At 35.3% G+C, this 17,113-nt stretch carries 16 protein-coding genes; 15 read left to right on the top strand and 1 reads right to left on the bottom strand.

Going from position 1 to position 17,113, the window contains the following annotated elements; translation table 11 throughout:
- Positions 1-13 precede the first annotated feature (13 nt).
- Positions 14-493, bottom strand: a complete 480-nt coding sequence (gene rlmH / locus HMPREF1048_RS06570; RefSeq protein ID WP_000695940.1) for a 23S rRNA (pseudouridine(1915)-N(3))-methyltransferase RlmH — start codon at positions 491-493, stop codon at positions 14-16.
- Positions 494-676: 183 nt separating this feature from the next.
- On the opposite strand from rlmH, the gene htrA reads away from it, so the two are divergent.
- The 15 genes from htrA (at position 677) to ftsH (ending at position 17,022) form a co-directional block, all read left to right on the top strand.
- On the top strand, positions 677-1,858 hold the full coding sequence (gene htrA / locus HMPREF1048_RS06565) for a serine protease HtrA (protein ID WP_000681591.1): 1,182 nt from the start codon (positions 677-679) through the stop codon (positions 1,856-1,858).
- Between the two features lie 57 nt (positions 1,859-1,915).
- Positions 1,916-2,674: a ParB/RepB/Spo0J family partition protein gene (locus HMPREF1048_RS06560; protein WP_000410368.1), complete on the top strand. Its 759-nt coding sequence runs from the start codon at positions 1,916-1,918 to the stop codon at positions 2,672-2,674.
- A gap of 212 nt (positions 2,675-2,886) precedes the next feature.
- On the top strand, positions 2,887-4,248 hold the full coding sequence (gene dnaA / locus HMPREF1048_RS06555; RefSeq protein WP_000660610.1) for a chromosomal replication initiator protein DnaA: 1,362 nt from the start codon (positions 2,887-2,889) through the stop codon (positions 4,246-4,248).
- A gap of 158 nt (positions 4,249-4,406) precedes the next feature.
- Positions 4,407-5,543: a DNA polymerase III subunit beta gene (gene dnaN / locus HMPREF1048_RS06550; RefSeq protein WP_000581171.1), complete on the top strand. Its 1,137-nt coding sequence runs from the start codon at positions 4,407-4,409 to the stop codon at positions 5,541-5,543.
- A 64-nt stretch (positions 5,544-5,607) separates the two neighbouring features.
- Positions 5,608-5,802 carry a DUF951 domain-containing protein gene (locus tag HMPREF1048_RS06545; protein ID WP_000285186.1) on the top strand — a complete coding sequence of 65 codons (195 nt, stop codon included), beginning with the start codon at positions 5,608-5,610 and terminating at the stop codon, positions 5,800-5,802.
- 84 nt (positions 5,803-5,886) lie between these two features.
- Positions 5,887-7,002, top strand: coding sequence for a redox-regulated ATPase YchF (ychF, locus tag HMPREF1048_RS06540; RefSeq protein ID WP_001218713.1), 1,116 nt, complete (start codon positions 5,887-5,889; stop codon positions 7,000-7,002).
- A gap of 72 nt (positions 7,003-7,074) precedes the next feature.
- Positions 7,075-7,644: an aminoacyl-tRNA hydrolase gene (gene pth, locus HMPREF1048_RS06535; protein WP_000163935.1), complete on the top strand. Its 570-nt coding sequence runs from the start codon at positions 7,075-7,077 to the stop codon at positions 7,642-7,644.
- Positions 7,645-11,154, top strand: coding sequence for a transcription-repair coupling factor (gene mfd, locus HMPREF1048_RS06530; RefSeq protein WP_000212600.1), 3,510 nt, complete (start codon positions 7,645-7,647; stop codon positions 11,152-11,154). It begins immediately after the preceding gene.
- Positions 11,155-11,211: 57 nt separating this feature from the next.
- Positions 11,212-11,478: an RNA-binding S4 domain-containing protein gene (locus tag HMPREF1048_RS06525; RefSeq protein WP_001234978.1), complete on the top strand. Its 267-nt coding sequence runs from the start codon at positions 11,212-11,214 to the stop codon at positions 11,476-11,478.
- A complete protein-coding gene (locus HMPREF1048_RS06520) occupies positions 11,471-11,839 on the top strand; it encodes a septum formation initiator family protein (protein WP_000041915.1) in 369 nt (122 codons plus the stop codon). The genes HMPREF1048_RS06525 and HMPREF1048_RS06520 overlap by 8 nt, the downstream gene beginning before the upstream one ends.
- A 4-nt stretch (positions 11,840-11,843) precedes the next feature.
- Positions 11,844-11,966: an SP_0009 family protein gene (locus tag HMPREF1048_RS13590; RefSeq protein ID WP_000429334.1), complete on the top strand. Its 123-nt coding sequence runs from the start codon at positions 11,844-11,846 to the stop codon at positions 11,964-11,966.
- Positions 11,959-13,227, top strand: a complete 1,269-nt coding sequence (locus HMPREF1048_RS06510; protein WP_001224745.1) for a serine hydrolase — start codon at positions 11,959-11,961, stop codon at positions 13,225-13,227. The genes HMPREF1048_RS13590 and HMPREF1048_RS06510 overlap by 8 nt, the downstream gene beginning before the upstream one ends.
- The gene (tilS, locus tag HMPREF1048_RS06505; protein WP_001209055.1) at positions 13,224-14,501 is read left to right on the top strand and encodes a tRNA lysidine(34) synthetase TilS; all 1,278 of its coding nucleotides are present in this window, start codon (positions 13,224-13,226) and stop codon (positions 14,499-14,501) included. The genes HMPREF1048_RS06510 and tilS overlap by 4 nt, the downstream gene beginning before the upstream one ends.
- A gap of 4 nt (positions 14,502-14,505) precedes the next feature.
- The gene (hpt, locus tag HMPREF1048_RS06500; protein ID WP_000892176.1) at positions 14,506-15,048 is read left to right on the top strand and encodes a hypoxanthine phosphoribosyltransferase; all 543 of its coding nucleotides are present in this window, start codon (positions 14,506-14,508) and stop codon (positions 15,046-15,048) included.
- A 15-nt stretch (positions 15,049-15,063) separates the two neighbouring features.
- Entirely contained in the window at positions 15,064-17,022 is a 1,959-nt protein-coding gene (gene ftsH, locus HMPREF1048_RS06495) for an ATP-dependent zinc metalloprotease FtsH (protein WP_000744572.1), read from the top strand.
- The last annotated feature ends 91 nt before the right edge of the window (positions 17,023-17,113 follow it).

Raw genomic sequence — 17,113 nt, 5'->3', positions numbered from 1 at the left:
AAAAGTCAATTTTCTATTTATGATAGGGGGATCCCTGCTGAATCGTAAAAGAGCGATAGATTTGTTCAACAAGAACTAGTCTCATTAACTGATGGGGCAAGGTTAGACGACCAAAACTGACAGAAAGATTGGCTCTCTTTTTTACATCCTGTGCTAACCCCAGACTCCCTCCAATGATAAAGGTAAGAGTAGAAAATCCTTTTATAGAAGCTTCTTCTAACCGCTTACTAAATTCTTCTGAAGAAAGTGTTTTCCCCTCAATGGCTAACACAATAACAAAATCACGATCACCAACTTTTGATAAAATTCTCTGACCTTCTATTTCTAAAATCTTTTGATTTTCTGACTCACTGGCCCTATCTGGTGTTTTTTCATCTGCTAACTCAATCATTTTAAGCTTAGCAAATCGAGAAATTCGTTTTGAATACTCTGCAATACCATCTTTTAAATACTTTTCTTTCAGTTTCCCAACTGTTACAACTTTAATTTTCATGACTCTATTCTAACATATTCTCTATTTTTTCACACCTTATTCACAAAACAAAAGGTTAAATTTCACCTAGAAAATCACAGATTTTTAAAAGTTATCCACAATCTGTGAAAAACTTTTGTATTTAAGTTATAATTAAGCTAGTCAGTTTATACTTTCAGTAATTTCAAACATATGGAGGCAAATATGAAACATCTAAAAACATTTTACAAAAAATGGTTTCAATTATTAATCGTTATCGTCATTAGCTTTATTAGTGGAGCCTTGGGTAGTTTTTCAATAACTCAACTAACTCAAAAAAGTGGTGTAAGTAGCTCTAACAACAATAGTACTATTACACAAACTGCCTATAAGAACGAAAATTCAACAACACAGGCTGTTAACAAAGTAAAAGATGCTGTCGTTTCAGTTATTACTTATTCAGCAAACAGACAAAATAGCGTATTTGGTAATGATGATACTGACACAGATTCTCAGCAAATCTCTAGTGAAGGATCTGGAGTTATTTATAAAAAGAATGATAAAGAAGCTTACATCGTCACCAACAATCACGTTATAAATGGCGCCAGCAAAGTAGATATTCGTTTGTCAGATGGAACTAAAGTACCTGGAGAAATTGTCGGAGCTGATACTTTCTCTGATATTGCTGTCGTCAAAATATCTTCAGAAAAAGTGACAACAGTAGCTGAGTTTGGTGATTCTAGCAAGTTAACCGTAGGAGAAACTGCCATTGCCATCGGTAGCCCATTAGGTTCTGAATATGCTAATACTGTCACTCAGGGTATTGTATCTAGTCTCAATCGAAATGTATCTTTAAAATCTGAAGATGGACAAGCCATTTCTACAAAAGCCATCCAAACTGATACTGCTATTAATCCAGGTAACTCTGGTGGCCCACTGATCAATATTCAAGGGCAGGTTATTGGAATTACCTCAAGTAAAATTGCCACAAATGGAGGAACCTCTGTAGAAGGCCTTGGTTTCGCAATCCCTGCAAATGATGCTATCAATATTATTGAACAGTTGGAAAAGAACGGAAAAGTGACGCGTCCAGCTTTGGGCATCCAAATGGTCAATCTCTCAAATATTAATACAAGTGATATTAGAAGACTGAATATTCCAAGCAATGTAACATCTGGTGTAGTTGTTCGTTCTGTGCAAAGTAATATGCCTGCCAATGGTCACCTTGAAAAATACGATGTTATTACAAAAGTAGATGACAAGGAGATTGCTTCATCAACAGACTTACAAAGTGCTCTTTACAATCATTCTATCGGAGACACCATTAAGATAACTTACTATCGTAACGGTAAAGAAGAAACTACATCTATTAAACTTGACAAGAGTTCAGGTGATTTAGAATCTTAATTGACATCTATGTAAAGAAAGCTTTACATAAGAGAAAAGATGTGTTAGTGTAGAATCATGGAAAAATTTGAAATGATTTCTATCACGGATATACAAAAAAATCCCTATCAACCTCGAAAAGAATTTGATGGAGAAAAACTACATGAACTAGCACAGTCTATCAAAGAAAATGGGCTCATTCAACCGATTATTGTTCGTCAATCTCCTGTTATTGGTTATGAAATCCTTGCAGGAGAAAGACGCTATCGGGCTTCACTTTTAGCTGGTCTAAGGTCTATCCCAGCTGTTGTTAAACAGCTTTCAGATCAAGAGATGATGGTCCAGTCCATCATTGAAAATTTACAGAGGGAAAATTTAAATCCAATAGAAGAAGCACGCGCCTATGAATCTCTTGTAGAGAAAGGATTTACCCATGCTGAAATTGCAGATAAAATGGGCAAGTCTCGTCCTTATATCAGCAACTCCATTCGTTTGCTTTCCTTGCCAGATGCTATCCTCTCAGAAGTAGAAAATGGCAAACTATCACAAGCTCATGCGCGTTCTCTAGTTGGGTTGAATAAGGAACAACAAGACTATTTCTTTCAACGAATTATAGAAGAAGACATTTCTGTAAGGAAGTTAGAAGCTCTTCTGACAGAGAAAAAACAAAAGAAACTTCAAAAAACGAATCATTTCATACAAAATGAAGAAGAACAGTTAAAAAAACTACTCGGATTAGATGTAGAGATTAAGCTGTCTAAAAAAGATAGTGGAAAAATCATTATTTCTTTTTCAAATCAAGAAGAATACAGTAGAATTATCAACAGCCTGAAATAAGGCTGTTCTTTTATTTTTTTATCTCACAAGGTTATCCACTATTTTTTTCAATAAAAAGCTTAATAAATCAATAGCTTCTGCTTTTATCCCCAACCTGTGGATAAAACTTGGTAACATTGTGGATTATTTTTCACAGCTTGTGGAAAATTCTTGTTCTCTATGGTAAAATAGGTCTAGTATTAAACTTTTAAATAGTAAAGGAGGAGAAAGGATTGAAAGAAAAACAATTTTGGAATCGTATCTTAGAATTTGCTCAAGAAAGACTGACTCGATCCATGTATGATTTCTATGCTATTCAAGCTGAACTCATTAAGGTAGAGGAAAATGTTGCCACTATATTTTTACCACGATCTGAAATGGAAATGGTCTGGGAAAAACAACTAAAAGATATTATTGTCGTTGCTGGATTTGAAATTTATGATGCTGAGATTACTCCCCACTATATTTTCACCAAACCTCAAGATACGACTATCTCACAAGTTGAAGAAGCTACAAATTCAACTCTTTATGATTATAGTCCAAAGTTAGCATCTATTCCTTATTCAGATACTGGGTTAAAAGAAAAGTATACCTTTGATAATTTTATTCAAGGGGATGGAAATGTTTGGGCAGTATCAGCCGCTTTAGCTGTCTCTGAAGATTTGGCTCTGACCTATAACCCTCTTTTTATCTATGGAGGACCGGGACTTGGTAAGACTCACCTGTTAAACGCTATTGGAAATGAAATTCTAAAAAATATTCCAAATGCGCGTGTCAAATACATACCTGCTGAAAGCTTTATTAATGACTTTCTTGATCACCTAAGACTTGGGGAAATGGAAAAATTTAAAAAAACCTATCGTAGTCTTGATCTTTTGTTAATCGATGATATCCAGTCACTCAGCGGAAAAAAAGTTGCAACTCAGGAAGAATTTTTCAATACCTTTAACGCCCTTCATGACAAGCAAAAACAGATTGTCCTAACGAGTGATCGTAGTCCAAAACATCTAGAAGGGCTCGAGGAGAGACTTGTCACGCGCTTTAGCTGGGGATTGACACAAACTATCACGCCCCCTGACTTTGAAACACGTATTGCCATTTTACAAAGTAAAACGGAACATTTAGGCTACAATTTCCAAAGTGATACTCTAGAATACCTAGCTGGGCAATTTGATTCAAATGTTCGAGATCTTGAGGGAGCCATCAACGACATCACTTTAATTGCCCGAGTAAAAAAAATCAAGGATATCACTATTGATATTGCTGCAGAAGCCATTAGAGCTCGCAAACAAGATGTTAGCCAAATGCTCGTCATCCCAATTGACAAAATCCAAAATGAAGTTGGTAACTTTTATGGTGTCAGTGTCAAAGAAATGAAGGGAAGCAGACGCCTTCAAAATATTGTGTTAGCCCGTCAAGTGGCTATGTATTTATCTAGAGAACTAACAGATAATAGTCTTCCAAAAATTGGGAAGGAATTTGGAGGAAAAGATCATACAACAGTCATTCATGCCCATGCAAAAATTAAATCTTTGATTGATGAAGACGATAATTTACGTTTAGAAATTGAATCCATCAAAAAGAAAATTAAATAACTTGTGGATAACTTTTACTTTATTATCTTTTTTATCCACATTTTTTAAACAAGCCAAAAAACTTGATATGACTTGTTTAAAGTCTGTTTTCCACAGATTTCACAGACTCTATTATTACTATTATACTTCTAATACTAAAAATAAATAAAGGAGAATCCATGATTCATTTTTCAATTAATAAAAATTTATTTCTACAAGCATTGAATACAACTAAGAGAGCTATTAGTTCTAAAAATGCCATTCCTATTTTATCAACTGTCAAAATTGACGTGACCAATGAAGGTGTTACTTTAATTGGTTCAAATGGTCAAATTTCAATTGAAAATTTTATTTCTCAAAAAAATGAAGATGCTGGTCTATTAATTACTTCTTTAGGTTCGATCCTTCTTGAAGCTTCTTTCTTTATCAATGTGGTATCTAGCCTACCTGATGTGACTCTTGATTTTAAAGAAATTGAACAAAATCAAATTGTTTTAACTAGCGGCAAATCAGAAATTACCTTAAAAGGAAAAGATAGCGAACAGTATCCACGAATCCAAGAAATTTCAGCAAGCACTCCTTTAGTTCTTGAAACAAAATTACTCAAGAAAATTATCAATGAAACAGCATTTGCTGCAAGTACACAAGAAAGTCGTCCAATTTTAACAGGTGTTCATTTTGTATTGAGTCAACATAAGGAGCTAAAAACAGTGGCAACAGACTCTCATCGTCTAAGCCAGAAAAAATTGACTCTTGAAAAAAATAGTGATGATTTTGATGTCGTAATTCCTAGCCGTTCTCTACGCGAATTTTCAGCGGTATTTACAGATGATATTGAAACTGTAGAGATTTTCTTTGCCAATAACCAAATCCTCTTTAGAAGCGAAAATATTAGCTTCTATACACGTTTGCTAGAAGGAAACTATCCTGATACAGATCGCTTGATTCCAACAGACTTTAACACTACCATTACTTTTGATGTTATAAACTTACGCCAGTCAATGGAACGTGCTCGTCTTTTATCAAGTGCGACTCAAAATGGTACTGTGAAGCTTGAAATTAAAGATGGGGTTGTTAGAGCTCATGTTCACTCTCCAGAAGTTGGTAAAGTAAACGAAGAAATCGATAATGATCAGGTTACTGGTGAAGATTTGACCATTAGTTTCAACCCAACTTACTTGATTGATTCTCTTAAGGCTTTAAATAGCGAAAAGGTGACCATTAGCTTTATCTCAGCTGTTCGTCCATTTACTCTTGTGCCAGCAGACACTGATGAGGACTTCATGCAGCTCATTACACCAGTTCGTACAAATTAAGTGAAAGAGGTTGAGCTTGGCTCGCCTCTTTTATGATATAATCGAAAAAGAAAAGGAGAGTAGTATGTATCAAGTTGGAAATTTTGTTGAGATGAAAAAACCACATGCTTGTACTATCAAGTCAACTGGTAAAAAAGCAAATCGTTGGGAAATTACACGTGTAGGGGCAGATATCAAAATCAAATGCAGTAATTGTGACCATGTTGTCATGATGGGACGCTATGATTTTGATCGAAAAATGAATAAAATTATTGACTGAAAACCCTTAGTTAGAGGGTTAGCAAGTTTTCCCTTTTTGTGTTATAATATTAGGGATTGAAATGAAAACGGAGAATGAGAAAATATGGCTTTAACAGCAGGTATCGTTGGTTTGCCAAACGTTGGTAAATCAACACTATTTAATGCAATTACAAAAGCAGGAGCAGAGGCTGCAAACTATCCATTTGCGACGATTGATCCAAATGTTGGAATGGTTGAGGTTCCAGATGAACGCCTACAAAAATTGACTGAAATGATCACTCCTAAAAAGACAGTTCCAACAACATTTGAATTTACAGATATCGCAGGAATTGTAAAAGGAGCTTCAAAAGGAGAAGGGCTAGGGAATAAATTCTTGGCTAATATCCGTGAAGTAGACGCGATTGTTCACGTAGTTCGTGCTTTTGATGATGAAAATGTGATGCGCGAGCAAGGACGTGAAGATGCCTTTGTGGATCCACTTGCAGATATTGATACAATTAATCTGGAATTGATTCTTGCTGACTTAGAATCAGTTAATAAGCGCTATGCGCGTGTAGAAAAGATGGCACGTACGCAAAAAGATAAAGAATCAGTAGCAGAATTTAATGTTCTTCAAAAGATTAAACCAGTCCTTGAAGATGGGAAATCAGCTCGTACAATCGAATTTACAGATGAAGAACAAAAGGTTGTCAAAGGACTATTCCTTTTGACAACAAAACCAGTTCTTTATGTAGCGAATGTGGATGAGGATGTGGTTTCAGAACCTGACTCTATCGACTATGTTAAACAAATTCGTGAATTTGCAGCGACAGAAAATGCTGAAGTAGTCGTTATTTCTGCGCGTGCTGAGGAAGAAATTTCTGAGTTAGACGAAGAAGACAAGCAAGAGTTTCTTGAAGCTCTTGGGTTGACAGAATCAGGTGTAGATAAGTTGACGCGTGCAGCTTACCACTTGCTTGGACTGGGAACTTACTTCACAGCTGGTGAAAAAGAAGTTCGAGCTTGGACCTTCAAACGTGGTATGAAGGCTCCTCAAGCAGCTGGTATTATCCACTCAGACTTTGAAAAAGGCTTTATCCGTGCAGTAACCATGTCATATGAGGATCTAGTGAAATACGGATCTGAAAAGGCTGTAAAAGAAGCTGGACGCTTGCGTGAAGAAGGAAAAGAATATATCGTTCAAGATGGCGATATTATGGAATTCCGCTTTAATGTCTAAAAAATTTAATGAATAGTATCAATTAGGTTGGAAAAAAATTCCAACCCTTTTGGCTTTTGAAAGGAGAAATAAATGACCAAATTACTTGTAGGCTTGGGAAATCCAGGAGATAAATATTTTGAAACAAAACACAATGTTGGATTTATGTTGATTGACCAACTAGCGAAGAAACAGAATGTCACTTTTACACATGATAAGATATTTCAAGCTGATCTAGCATCATTTTTCCTAAATGGAGAAAAAATTTATCTTGTCAAACCAACGACATTTATGAATGAAAGTGGAAAAGCGGTTCATGCTTTATTGACTTACTATGGTTTGGATATTGAAGATTTACTCATCATTTACGATGATCTTGATATGGAAGTTGGAAAGATTCGTTTAAGAGCAAAAGGCTCAGCAGGTGGTCATAATGGTATCAAGTCTATTATTCAACATATTGGAACCCAAACCTTTAACCGTGTTAAGATTGGAATCGGAAGACCTAAAAATGGTATGTCAGTTGTTCACCATGTTTTGAGTACCTTTGACAAGGATGATTATATTGGTATTTTACAGTCTATTGACAAGGTTGACGATTCTATAAACTACTATTTGCAAGAGAAAAATTTTGAGAAAACAATGCAGAGGTATAACGGATAAATGGCGACCTTATTAGATTTATTCTCAGAAAATGATCAGATCCAAAAATGGCATCAAAATTTAACAGATAAAAAAAGACAATTAATGTTAGGTTTATCAACTTCTACAAAAGCTTTAGCAATTGCTAGTAGTTTGAAGAAAGAAGATAAGATTGTTTTACTGACGTCAACTTATGGAGAAGCAGAAGGACTTGTTAGTGATCTTATCTCTATCTTGGGTGAGGAACTGGTCTATCCATTTTTGGTAGATGACTCCCCTATGGTCGAGTTTTTGATATCTTCACAAGAAAAAATCATTTCACGGGTTGAAGCCTTGCGTTTTTTGACTGATTCATCTAAGAGAGGGATTTTAGTTTGTAATATCGCAGCAAGTCGATTGATTTTACCGTCTCCAAATGTATTCAAAGATAGTATTGTAAAAATCTCAGTTGGTGAAGAATATGACCAACACGCACTTATCCATCAGTTAAAAGAGATAGGCTATCGAAAAGTTACACAAGTACAAACTCAGGGCGAATTTAGTCTGCGAGGAGATATTTTAGATATTTTTGAAATATCCCAGTTAGAACCTTGCCGAATTGAGTTTTTTGGTGATGAAGTCGATGGTATTAGGTTATTTGAAGTCGAAACACAATTATCGAAAGAAAATCAGACAGAACTCACCATATTTCCAGCTAGCGACGTAATTTTGAGAGAAAAGGATTATCAACGAGGTCGGTCAGCTTTAGAAAAACAAGTTTCAAAAACGTTATCACCTATTTTAAAATCATACTTAGAAGAAATTCTTTCAAGTTTTCACCAAAAACAAATTCATTCTGATTCTCGGAAATTTTTATCTTTGTGTTATGACAAGACATGGACTATTTTTGATTATATCGAAAAAGACATACCAATATTCTTTGATGATTATCAGAAATTGATGAATCAGTATGAAGTCTTTGAAAGAGAATTAGCGCAATACTTTACAGAAGAGTTACAGAATAGTAAAGCATTTTCTGAGATGAAGTATTTTGCTGATATAGAGCAAATCTATAAAAAACAGAGTCCGGTTACCTTTTTCTCTAATCTGCAAAAGGGGTTAGGAAATCTCAAGTTTGACCAAATTTATCAATTTAATCAATATCCTATGCAGGAGTTTTTCAATCAATTTTCTTTTTTAAAAGAAGAAATTGAACGATATAAAAAAATGGATTACACCATTATTCTGCAGTCTAGCAATTCAATGGGAAGTAAAACATTGGAGGATGTGTTAGAGGAATATCAGATTAAATTGGATTCTAGAGATAAGTCAAGAATCTGTCAAGAATCTGTAAACTTAATCGAGGGCAATCTCAGACATGGTTTTCATTTTGTAGATGAAAAGGTTTTATTGATAACTGAACATGAGATTTTTCAAAAGAAATTGAAACGTCGTTTTCGAAGACAACATGTTTCAAACGCAGAGAGACTAAAAGATTACAATGAACTTGAAAAAGGAGATTACGTTGTTCACCATATCCATGGAATTGGTCAATATCTAGGGATTGAAACAATTGAAATCAAAGGGATTCACCGCGATTATGTTAGCGTCCAATACCAAAATGGTGATCAAATTTCTATCCCAGTAGAACAGATTCATCTACTGTCTAAATATGTTTCAAGTGATGGGAAAGCTCCAAAACTCAATAAATTAAATGACGGTCATTTTAAAAAAGCCAAGCAAAAAGTTAAGAACCAGGTAGAGGATATAGCTGACGATTTAATTAAACTCTACTCTGAACGTAGCCAGTTGAAGGGTTTTGCTTTTTCAGCTGATGATGAAGATCAAGATGCCTTTGATGATGCTTTCCCTTATGTTGAAACGGATGATCAACTTCGTAGTATTGAGGAAATCAAGAGAGATATGCAGGCTTCTCAGCCAATGGATCGACTTTTAGTTGGGGATGTTGGTTTTGGAAAGACTGAAGTTGCTATGCGTGCAGCCTTTAAGGCAGTCAATGATCACAAACAGGTTGTCGTTCTAGTTCCGACGACGGTTTTAGCGCAACAGCACTATACTAATTTTAAGGAACGATTCCAAAATTTTGCAGTTAATATTGATGTGTTGAGTCGCTTTAGAAGTAAAAAAGAGCAGACCGAAACACTTGAAAAATTGAAAAACGGTCAAGTTGATATTTTGATTGGAACACATCGTGTTTTGTCAAAAGATGTTGTGTTTGCTGATTTAGGATTGATGATTATTGATGAGGAACAGCGATTTGGTGTCAAGCATAAGGAAACCTTGAAAGAATTGAAGAAACAAGTGGATGTCCTAACCTTGACCGCTACTCCAATCCCTCGTACCCTCCATATGTCTATGTTGGGAATCAGGGATTTGTCTGTTATTGAAACTCCGCCGACTAATCGTTATCCAGTGCAAACCTATGTCTTAGAAAAGAATGATAGTGTCATTCGTGATGCTGTCTTGCGTGAAATGGAGCGTGGAGGTCAAGTTTACTACCTTTACAACAAAGTTGACACGATTGACCAGAAGGTTTCAGAATTACAGGAGTTAATTCCAGAGGCTTCGATTGGTTATGTTCATGGTCGAATGAGTGAAATCCAGTTGGAAAATACTCTACTAGACTTTATTGAGGGACAATACGATATCTTGGTGACGACTACTATTATTGAGACAGGGGTGGACATTCCAAATGCTAATACTTTATTTATTGAAAATGCGGACCATATGGGCTTGTCAACCTTGTATCAGTTAAGAGGAAGAGTCGGTCGTAGTAATCGTATTGCTTATGCCTATCTCATGTATCGTCCAGAAAAATCAATCAGTGAAGTATCTGAGAAGAGATTAGAAGCGATTAAAGGATTTACAGAATTGGGATCCGGATTTAAGATTGCTATGCGAGATCTTTCGATTCGTGGAGCAGGAAATCTCCTAGGAAAATCCCAGTCTGGTTTCATTGATTCTGTTGGTTTTGAATTGTATTCGCAGTTATTAGAGGAAGCTATTGCTAAACGAAACGGTAATGCTAACGCTAACACAAGAACCAAAGGGAATGCTGAGTTGATTTTGCAAATTGATGCCTATCTTCCTGATACTTATATTTCTGATCAACGACATAAGATTGAAATTTACAAGAAAATTCGTCAAATTGACAACCGTGTTAACTATGAAGAGTTACAAGAAGAGTTGATGGACCGATTTGGAGAGTACCCAGATGTAGTAGTCTATCTTTTAGAGATTGGTTTAGTCAAGTCATATTTGGACAAGGTCTTTGTTCAACGTGTGGAAAGAAAAGATAATAAAATTACAATTCAATTTGAAAAAGTCACTCAACGACTGTTTTTAGCTCAAGATTATTTTAAAGCTTTATCCGCAACGAACTTTAAAGCGGGCATCGCTGAGAATAAGGGATTAATGGAGCTTGTATTTGATGTCCAAAATAAGAAAGATTATGAAATTTTAGAGAGTCTGCTGATTTTTGGAGAAAGTTTATTAGAGATAAAAGAGTCTAAGAAAGAAAATTCCATTTGATATTTTTCTTCTATAAAATAGATAAAAATGATACAATAATAAGTTGAGGTAATAAGGATGAGATTAGACAAATATTTAAAAGTATCGCGAATTATCAAGCGTCGTACAGTCGCAAAAGAAGTAGCAGATAAAGGCAGAATCAAGGTGAATGGAATCTTGGCCAAAAGTTCAACGGATTTGAAAGTTAATGACCAAGTTGAAATTCGTTTTGGAAATAAGTTGCTACTTGTCAAAGTACTAGAGATGAAAGATAGTACAAAAAAAGAAGATGCAGCAGGCATGTATGAAATTATCAGTGAAACACGGGTAGAAGAAAATGTCTAAAAATATTGTACAATTGAATAATTCTTTTATTCAAAATGAATATCAACGTCGTCGCTACCTGATGAAAGAACGACAAAAACGGAATCGTTTTATGGGGTGGGTATTGATTTTGATTATGCTATTATTTATCTTGCCAACTTTTAATTTAGCGCAGAGTTATCAGCAATTACTCCAAAGACGTCAGCAATTAACAGACTTGCAAACTCAGTATCAAACTTTGAGCGATGAAAAGGATAAGGAGACAGCATTTGCTACCAAGTTGAAAGATGAGGATTATGCTGCCAAATATACACGAGCGAAGTACTATTATTCTAAGTCGAGGGAAATAGTTTATACGATTCCTGACTTACTTCAAAGGTGATAAAATGGAAAATTTACTAGACGTAATAGAGCAATTTTTGAGTTTATCAGATGAAAAGCTGGAAGAGTTGGCTGATAAAAATCAATTATTGCGTTTACAAGAAGAAAAGGAAAGGAAGAATGCGTAAATTCTTAATTATTTTGTTGCTACCAAGTTTTTTGACCATTTCAAAAGTCGTTAGCACAGAAAAAGAAGTCGTCTATACTTCGAAAGAAATTTATTACCTTTCACAATCTGACTTTGGTATTTATTTTAGAGAAAAGCTAAGTTTTCCCATGGTTTATGGAGAGGTTCCTGTTTATGCGAATGAAGATTTAGTAGTGGAATCTGGAAAATTGACTCCCAAAACAAGTTTCCAAATAACCGAGTGGCGCTTAAATAAACAAGGAATTCCGGTATTTAAGCTATCAAATCATCAATTTATAGCTGCGGACAAACGATTTTTATATGATCAATCAGAGGTAACTCCAACAATAAAAAAAGTATGGTTAGAATCTGATTTTAAACTGTACAATAGTCCTTATGACTTAAAAGAAGTGAAATCATCCTTATCAGCTTATTCGCAAGTATCGATTGACAAGACCATGTTTGTAGAAGGAAGAGAATTTCTACATATTGATCAGGTTGGATGGGTAGCTAAAGAATCAACTTCTGAAGAAGACAATCGGATGAGTAAGGTCCAAGAAATGTTATCGGAAAAATATCAGAAGGATTCATTCTCTATTTATGTTAAGCAACTGACTACTGGAAAAGAAGCTGGTATCAATCAAGATGAAAAGATGTATGCAGCTAGTGTTTTGAAACTCCCTTATCTTTATTATGCGCAAGAAAAAATAAATGAGGGTCTTTATCAGTTAGATACGACTGTAAAATACGTATCTGAAGTCAATGATTTTCCAGGTTCTTATAAACCAGAGGGAAGTGGTAGTCTTCCTAAAAAAGAGGATAATAAAGAGTATTCTCTCAAGGACTTAATCACAAAAGTATCTAAAGAATCTGATAATGTAGCTCATAATATATTGGGTTATTACATTTCAAACCAATCTGATGCCACATTCAAATCCAAGATGTCTGCCATTATGGGAGATGATTGGGATCCAAAAGAAAAATTGATTTCTTCCAAGATGGCCGGGAAGGTCATGGAAGCTATTTATAATCAAAATGGATTTGTGCTAGAGTCTTTGACTAAAACAGATTTTGATAATCAGCGAATTGCCAAAGGTGTTTCTGTGAAGGTAGCTCATAAAATTGGGGATGCGGACGAATTTAAGCATGATACGGGTGTTGTCTACGCAGATTCTCCATTTATTCTTTCTATTTTCACTAAGAATTCTGATTATGATACAATTTCTCAGATATCCAAGGATGTTTATGAGGTTCTAAAATGAGGGAACAAGATTTTTTAAATCATTTTCTCAAGAAGGGATATTTCAAAAAGCATACTAAGGTGGTGCTAGCTCTTTCTGGTGGGTTAGATTCTATGTTTCTATTTAAGGTATTATCTACTTATCAAAAAGAGTTAGAAATTGAATTGATTCTAGCCCATGTGAATCATAAGCAGAGAGTAGAATCAGATTGGGAAGAAAAGGAATTAAGGAAGTTGGCTGCTGAAGCAGAGCTTCCTATTTATATCAGCAATTTTTTAGGTGAATTTTCAGAAGCTCGTGCTCGACATTTTCGTTATGATTTTTTTCAAGAGGTCATGAAAAAGACAGGTGCGACAGCCTTAGTCACTGCCCACCATGCGGATGATCAGGTGGAAACGATTTTAATGCGTTTGATTCGAGGTACTCGTTTGCGCTATATATCAGGAATTAAGGAGAAGCAAGTAGTCGGAGAGATAGAAATCATTCGGCCCTTCTTGCATTTTCAGAAAAAAGACTTTCCACCAATTTTTCACTTTGAAGATACATCAAATAAGGAAAATCATTATTTTCGCAATCGTATTCGAAATTCTTATTTACCAGAATTAGAAAAAGAAAATCCTCGATTTAGAGATGCAATCTTAAGTATCGGCAATGAAATTTTAGATTATGATTTGGCAATAGCTGAATTATCAAAGAATATTGATGTAGAAAATTTAGAGCAGCTATTGTCTTACTCTGAGTCTACACAAAGAGTTTTACTTCAAACTTATCTGAATCGTTTTCCAGATTTGAATCTCACAAAAGCTCAGTTTGAAGAAGTTCGGCAGATTTTAAAATCTAAAGGCCAGTATCGTCATCCGCTTAAAAATGGCTATGAATTGATAAAAGAGTACCAACATTTTCAGATTTGTAAAATCAGTCCGCAGGCTGATGAAAAGGAAGATGAATTTGTGTTACACTATCAAAATCAGGTTACTTATCAAGGATATACATTTTCCTTTGGAATTCTTTTAGAAGGTGAATCAATTCAGCGAATACCTGTTTCACGAGAAACATCCATACACATTCGTCATCGAAAACCAGGGGATTTTTTGATTCAAAATGGGCATAGAAAAAAACTCAGACGTCTATTTATTGATTTGAAAATCCCTATGGAAAAGCGAAAATCAGCTCTGATTATTGAGCAATTTGGTGAAATTATCTCAATTTTGGGAATTGCGACCAGTAATTTGAGTAAAAACACGAAAAATGATATAATGAACACTGTACTTTATATAGAAAAAATAGATAGGTAAAAAAATGTTAGAAAACGATATTAAAAAAATCCTTGTTTCACACGATGAAATTACAGAAGCTGCTAAAAAATTAGGTGCTCAATTAACCAAAGACTATGCAGGAAAAAATCCAATTTTAGTTGGGATTTTAAAAGGATCTATTCCTTTTATGGCTGAATTGGTCAAACATATCGACACACATATTGAAATGGACTTCATGATGGTTTCTAGCTACCATGGTGGAACAGCAAGTAGTGGTGTCATTAATATTAAGCAAGATGTGACTCAAGATATCAAAGGAAGACATGTTTTATTTGTAGAGGATATCATTGATACAGGTCAAACTTTGAAGAATTTGCGAGATATGTTTATTGCAAGAGAAGCAGCTTCTGTTAACATTGCAACCTTGTTGGATAAACCAGAAGGACGTGTTGTAGAAATTGAGGCAGACTATACTTGCTTTACTATTCCAAATGAGTTTGTAGTAGGTTATGGTTTAGACTACAAAGAAAATTATCGTAACCTTCCTTATGTTGGAGTATTGAAAGAAGAAGTATATTCAAATTAGAAAGAGCAATTTTTAATGAAAAAACAAAATAATGGTTTAATTAAAAATCCTTTTCTATGGTTATTACTTATTTTTCTCCTAGTTACAGGTTATCAGTATTTTAGTACAGGTAGTGTTGCAGGGAAAAGTGAGCAAATTAATTATACAGAATTGGTAAAAGAAATTACCGATGACAATGTAAAAGAATTGACTTACCAACCAAATGGCAGTGTTATCGAAGTTTCAGGTGTTTATAAAAATCCTAAAACAAGTAAAGAAGAAACAGGTATCCAGTTCTTTTCTCCTTCTGCTACAACAGTAGAGAAATTTTCAAGTATTATTCTTCCTTCAGATACGACAGTATCAGAATTGCAAAAACTTGCTTCTGACCATAAAGCGGAAATAACTGTTAAGCATGAAAGTTCAAGTGGTATGTGGATTAATATTCTTGTATCCATTGTGCCATTCGGTATTCTATTCTTCTTCCTGTTCTCTATGATGGGAAATATGGGAGGAAATAATAGCCGTAATCCAATGAGTTTTGGCCGTAGCAAGGCTAAAGCTGCAAATAAAGAAGATATTAAAGTAAGATTTTCAGATGTTGCTGGAGCTGAGGAAGAAAAACAAGAACTGGTTGAAGTTGTTGAATTCTTAAAAGATCCAAAACGATTTACAAAACTTGGAGCCCGTATTCCAGCAGGTGTTCTTTTGGAGGGACCTCCGGGAACAGGTAAAACTTTGCTTGCTAAGGCAGTAGCTGGAGAAGCAGGTGTTCCATTCTTTAGTATTTCAGGTTCTGACTTTGTAGAAATGTTTGTCGGAGTTGGAGCTAGTCGTGTTCGTTCTCTTTTTGAAGATGCCAAAAAAGCAGCACCAGCTATTATCTTTATCGATGAAATTGATGCTGTTGGACGTCAACGTGGAGTCGGTCTCGGCGGAGGTAATGACGAACGTGAACAAACCTTGAACCAACTTTTGATTGAGATGGATGGTTTTGAGGGAAATGAAGGGATTATCGTCATCGCTGCGACAAACCGTTCAGATGTACTTGACCCTGCCCTTCTGCGTCCAGGACGTTTTGATAGAAAAGTATTGGTTGGCCGTCCTGATGTTAAAGGTCGTGAAGCAATCTTGAAAGTTCACGCTAAGAACAAGCCTTTAGCAGAAGATGTTGATTTGAAATTAGTGGCTCAACAAACTCCAGGTTTTGTTGGTGCTGATTTAGAGAATGTATTGAATGAAGCAGCCTTGGTTGCCGCTCGTCGTAATAAATCGATAATTGATGCTTCAGATATTGATGAAGCAGAAGATAGAGTTATTGCTGGACCTTCTAAGAAAGATAAGACAGTTTCACAAAAAGAACGTGAATTGGTTGCCTATCATGAGGCAGGACATACCATTGTTGGTCTAGTCTTATCGAATGCCCGCGTTGTCCATAAGGTTACAATTGTACCACGAGGCCGTGCAGGTGGATACATGATTGCACTTCCTAAAGAGGATCAAATGCTTCTATCTAAAGAAGATATGAAAGAGCAATTGGCTGGCTTAATGGGGGGACGTGTAGCTGAAGAAATTATCTTTAATGTCCAAACGACAGGAGCTTCAAACGACTTTGAACAGGCGACACAAATGGCGCGTGCAATGGTTACAGAGTACGGTATGAGTGAAAAACTTGGTCCGGTACAATATGAGGGCAATCATGCTATGTTTGGTGCACAGAGTCCTCAAAAATCAATTTCAGAACAAACAGCTTATGAAATAGACGAAGAGGTTCGTTCATTATTAAATGAAGCAAGAAATAAAGCTGCTGAAATTATTCAGTCAAATCGTGAAACTCACAAGTTGATTGCAGAAGCATTATTGAAATACGAAACATTGGATAGTACACAAATTAAATCTCTTTACGAAACAGGAAAGATGCCTGAAACAGTAGAAGAAGAATCACATGCATTATCTTATGATGAAGTAAAGTCAAAAATGAATGATGAAAAATAACCCAAAGAGAGGCAAGACCTCTCTTTTTTGTGCAGTTGAGGAGGTAAAGGGGACAGAATGGATGAAATGTGCCAAAAGTGTTTTTGAATTT

Origin of the sequence: Streptococcus mitis SK575, from assembly GCF_000257865.1 — a bacterium.
GTDB classification, from domain to species: Bacteria; Bacillota; Bacilli; order Lactobacillales; family Streptococcaceae; genus Streptococcus; species Streptococcus mitis_CQ.
The sequence above is the reverse complement of the archived record's forward strand: the minus strand, read 5'-3'. Positions and strand labels throughout refer to the sequence as shown.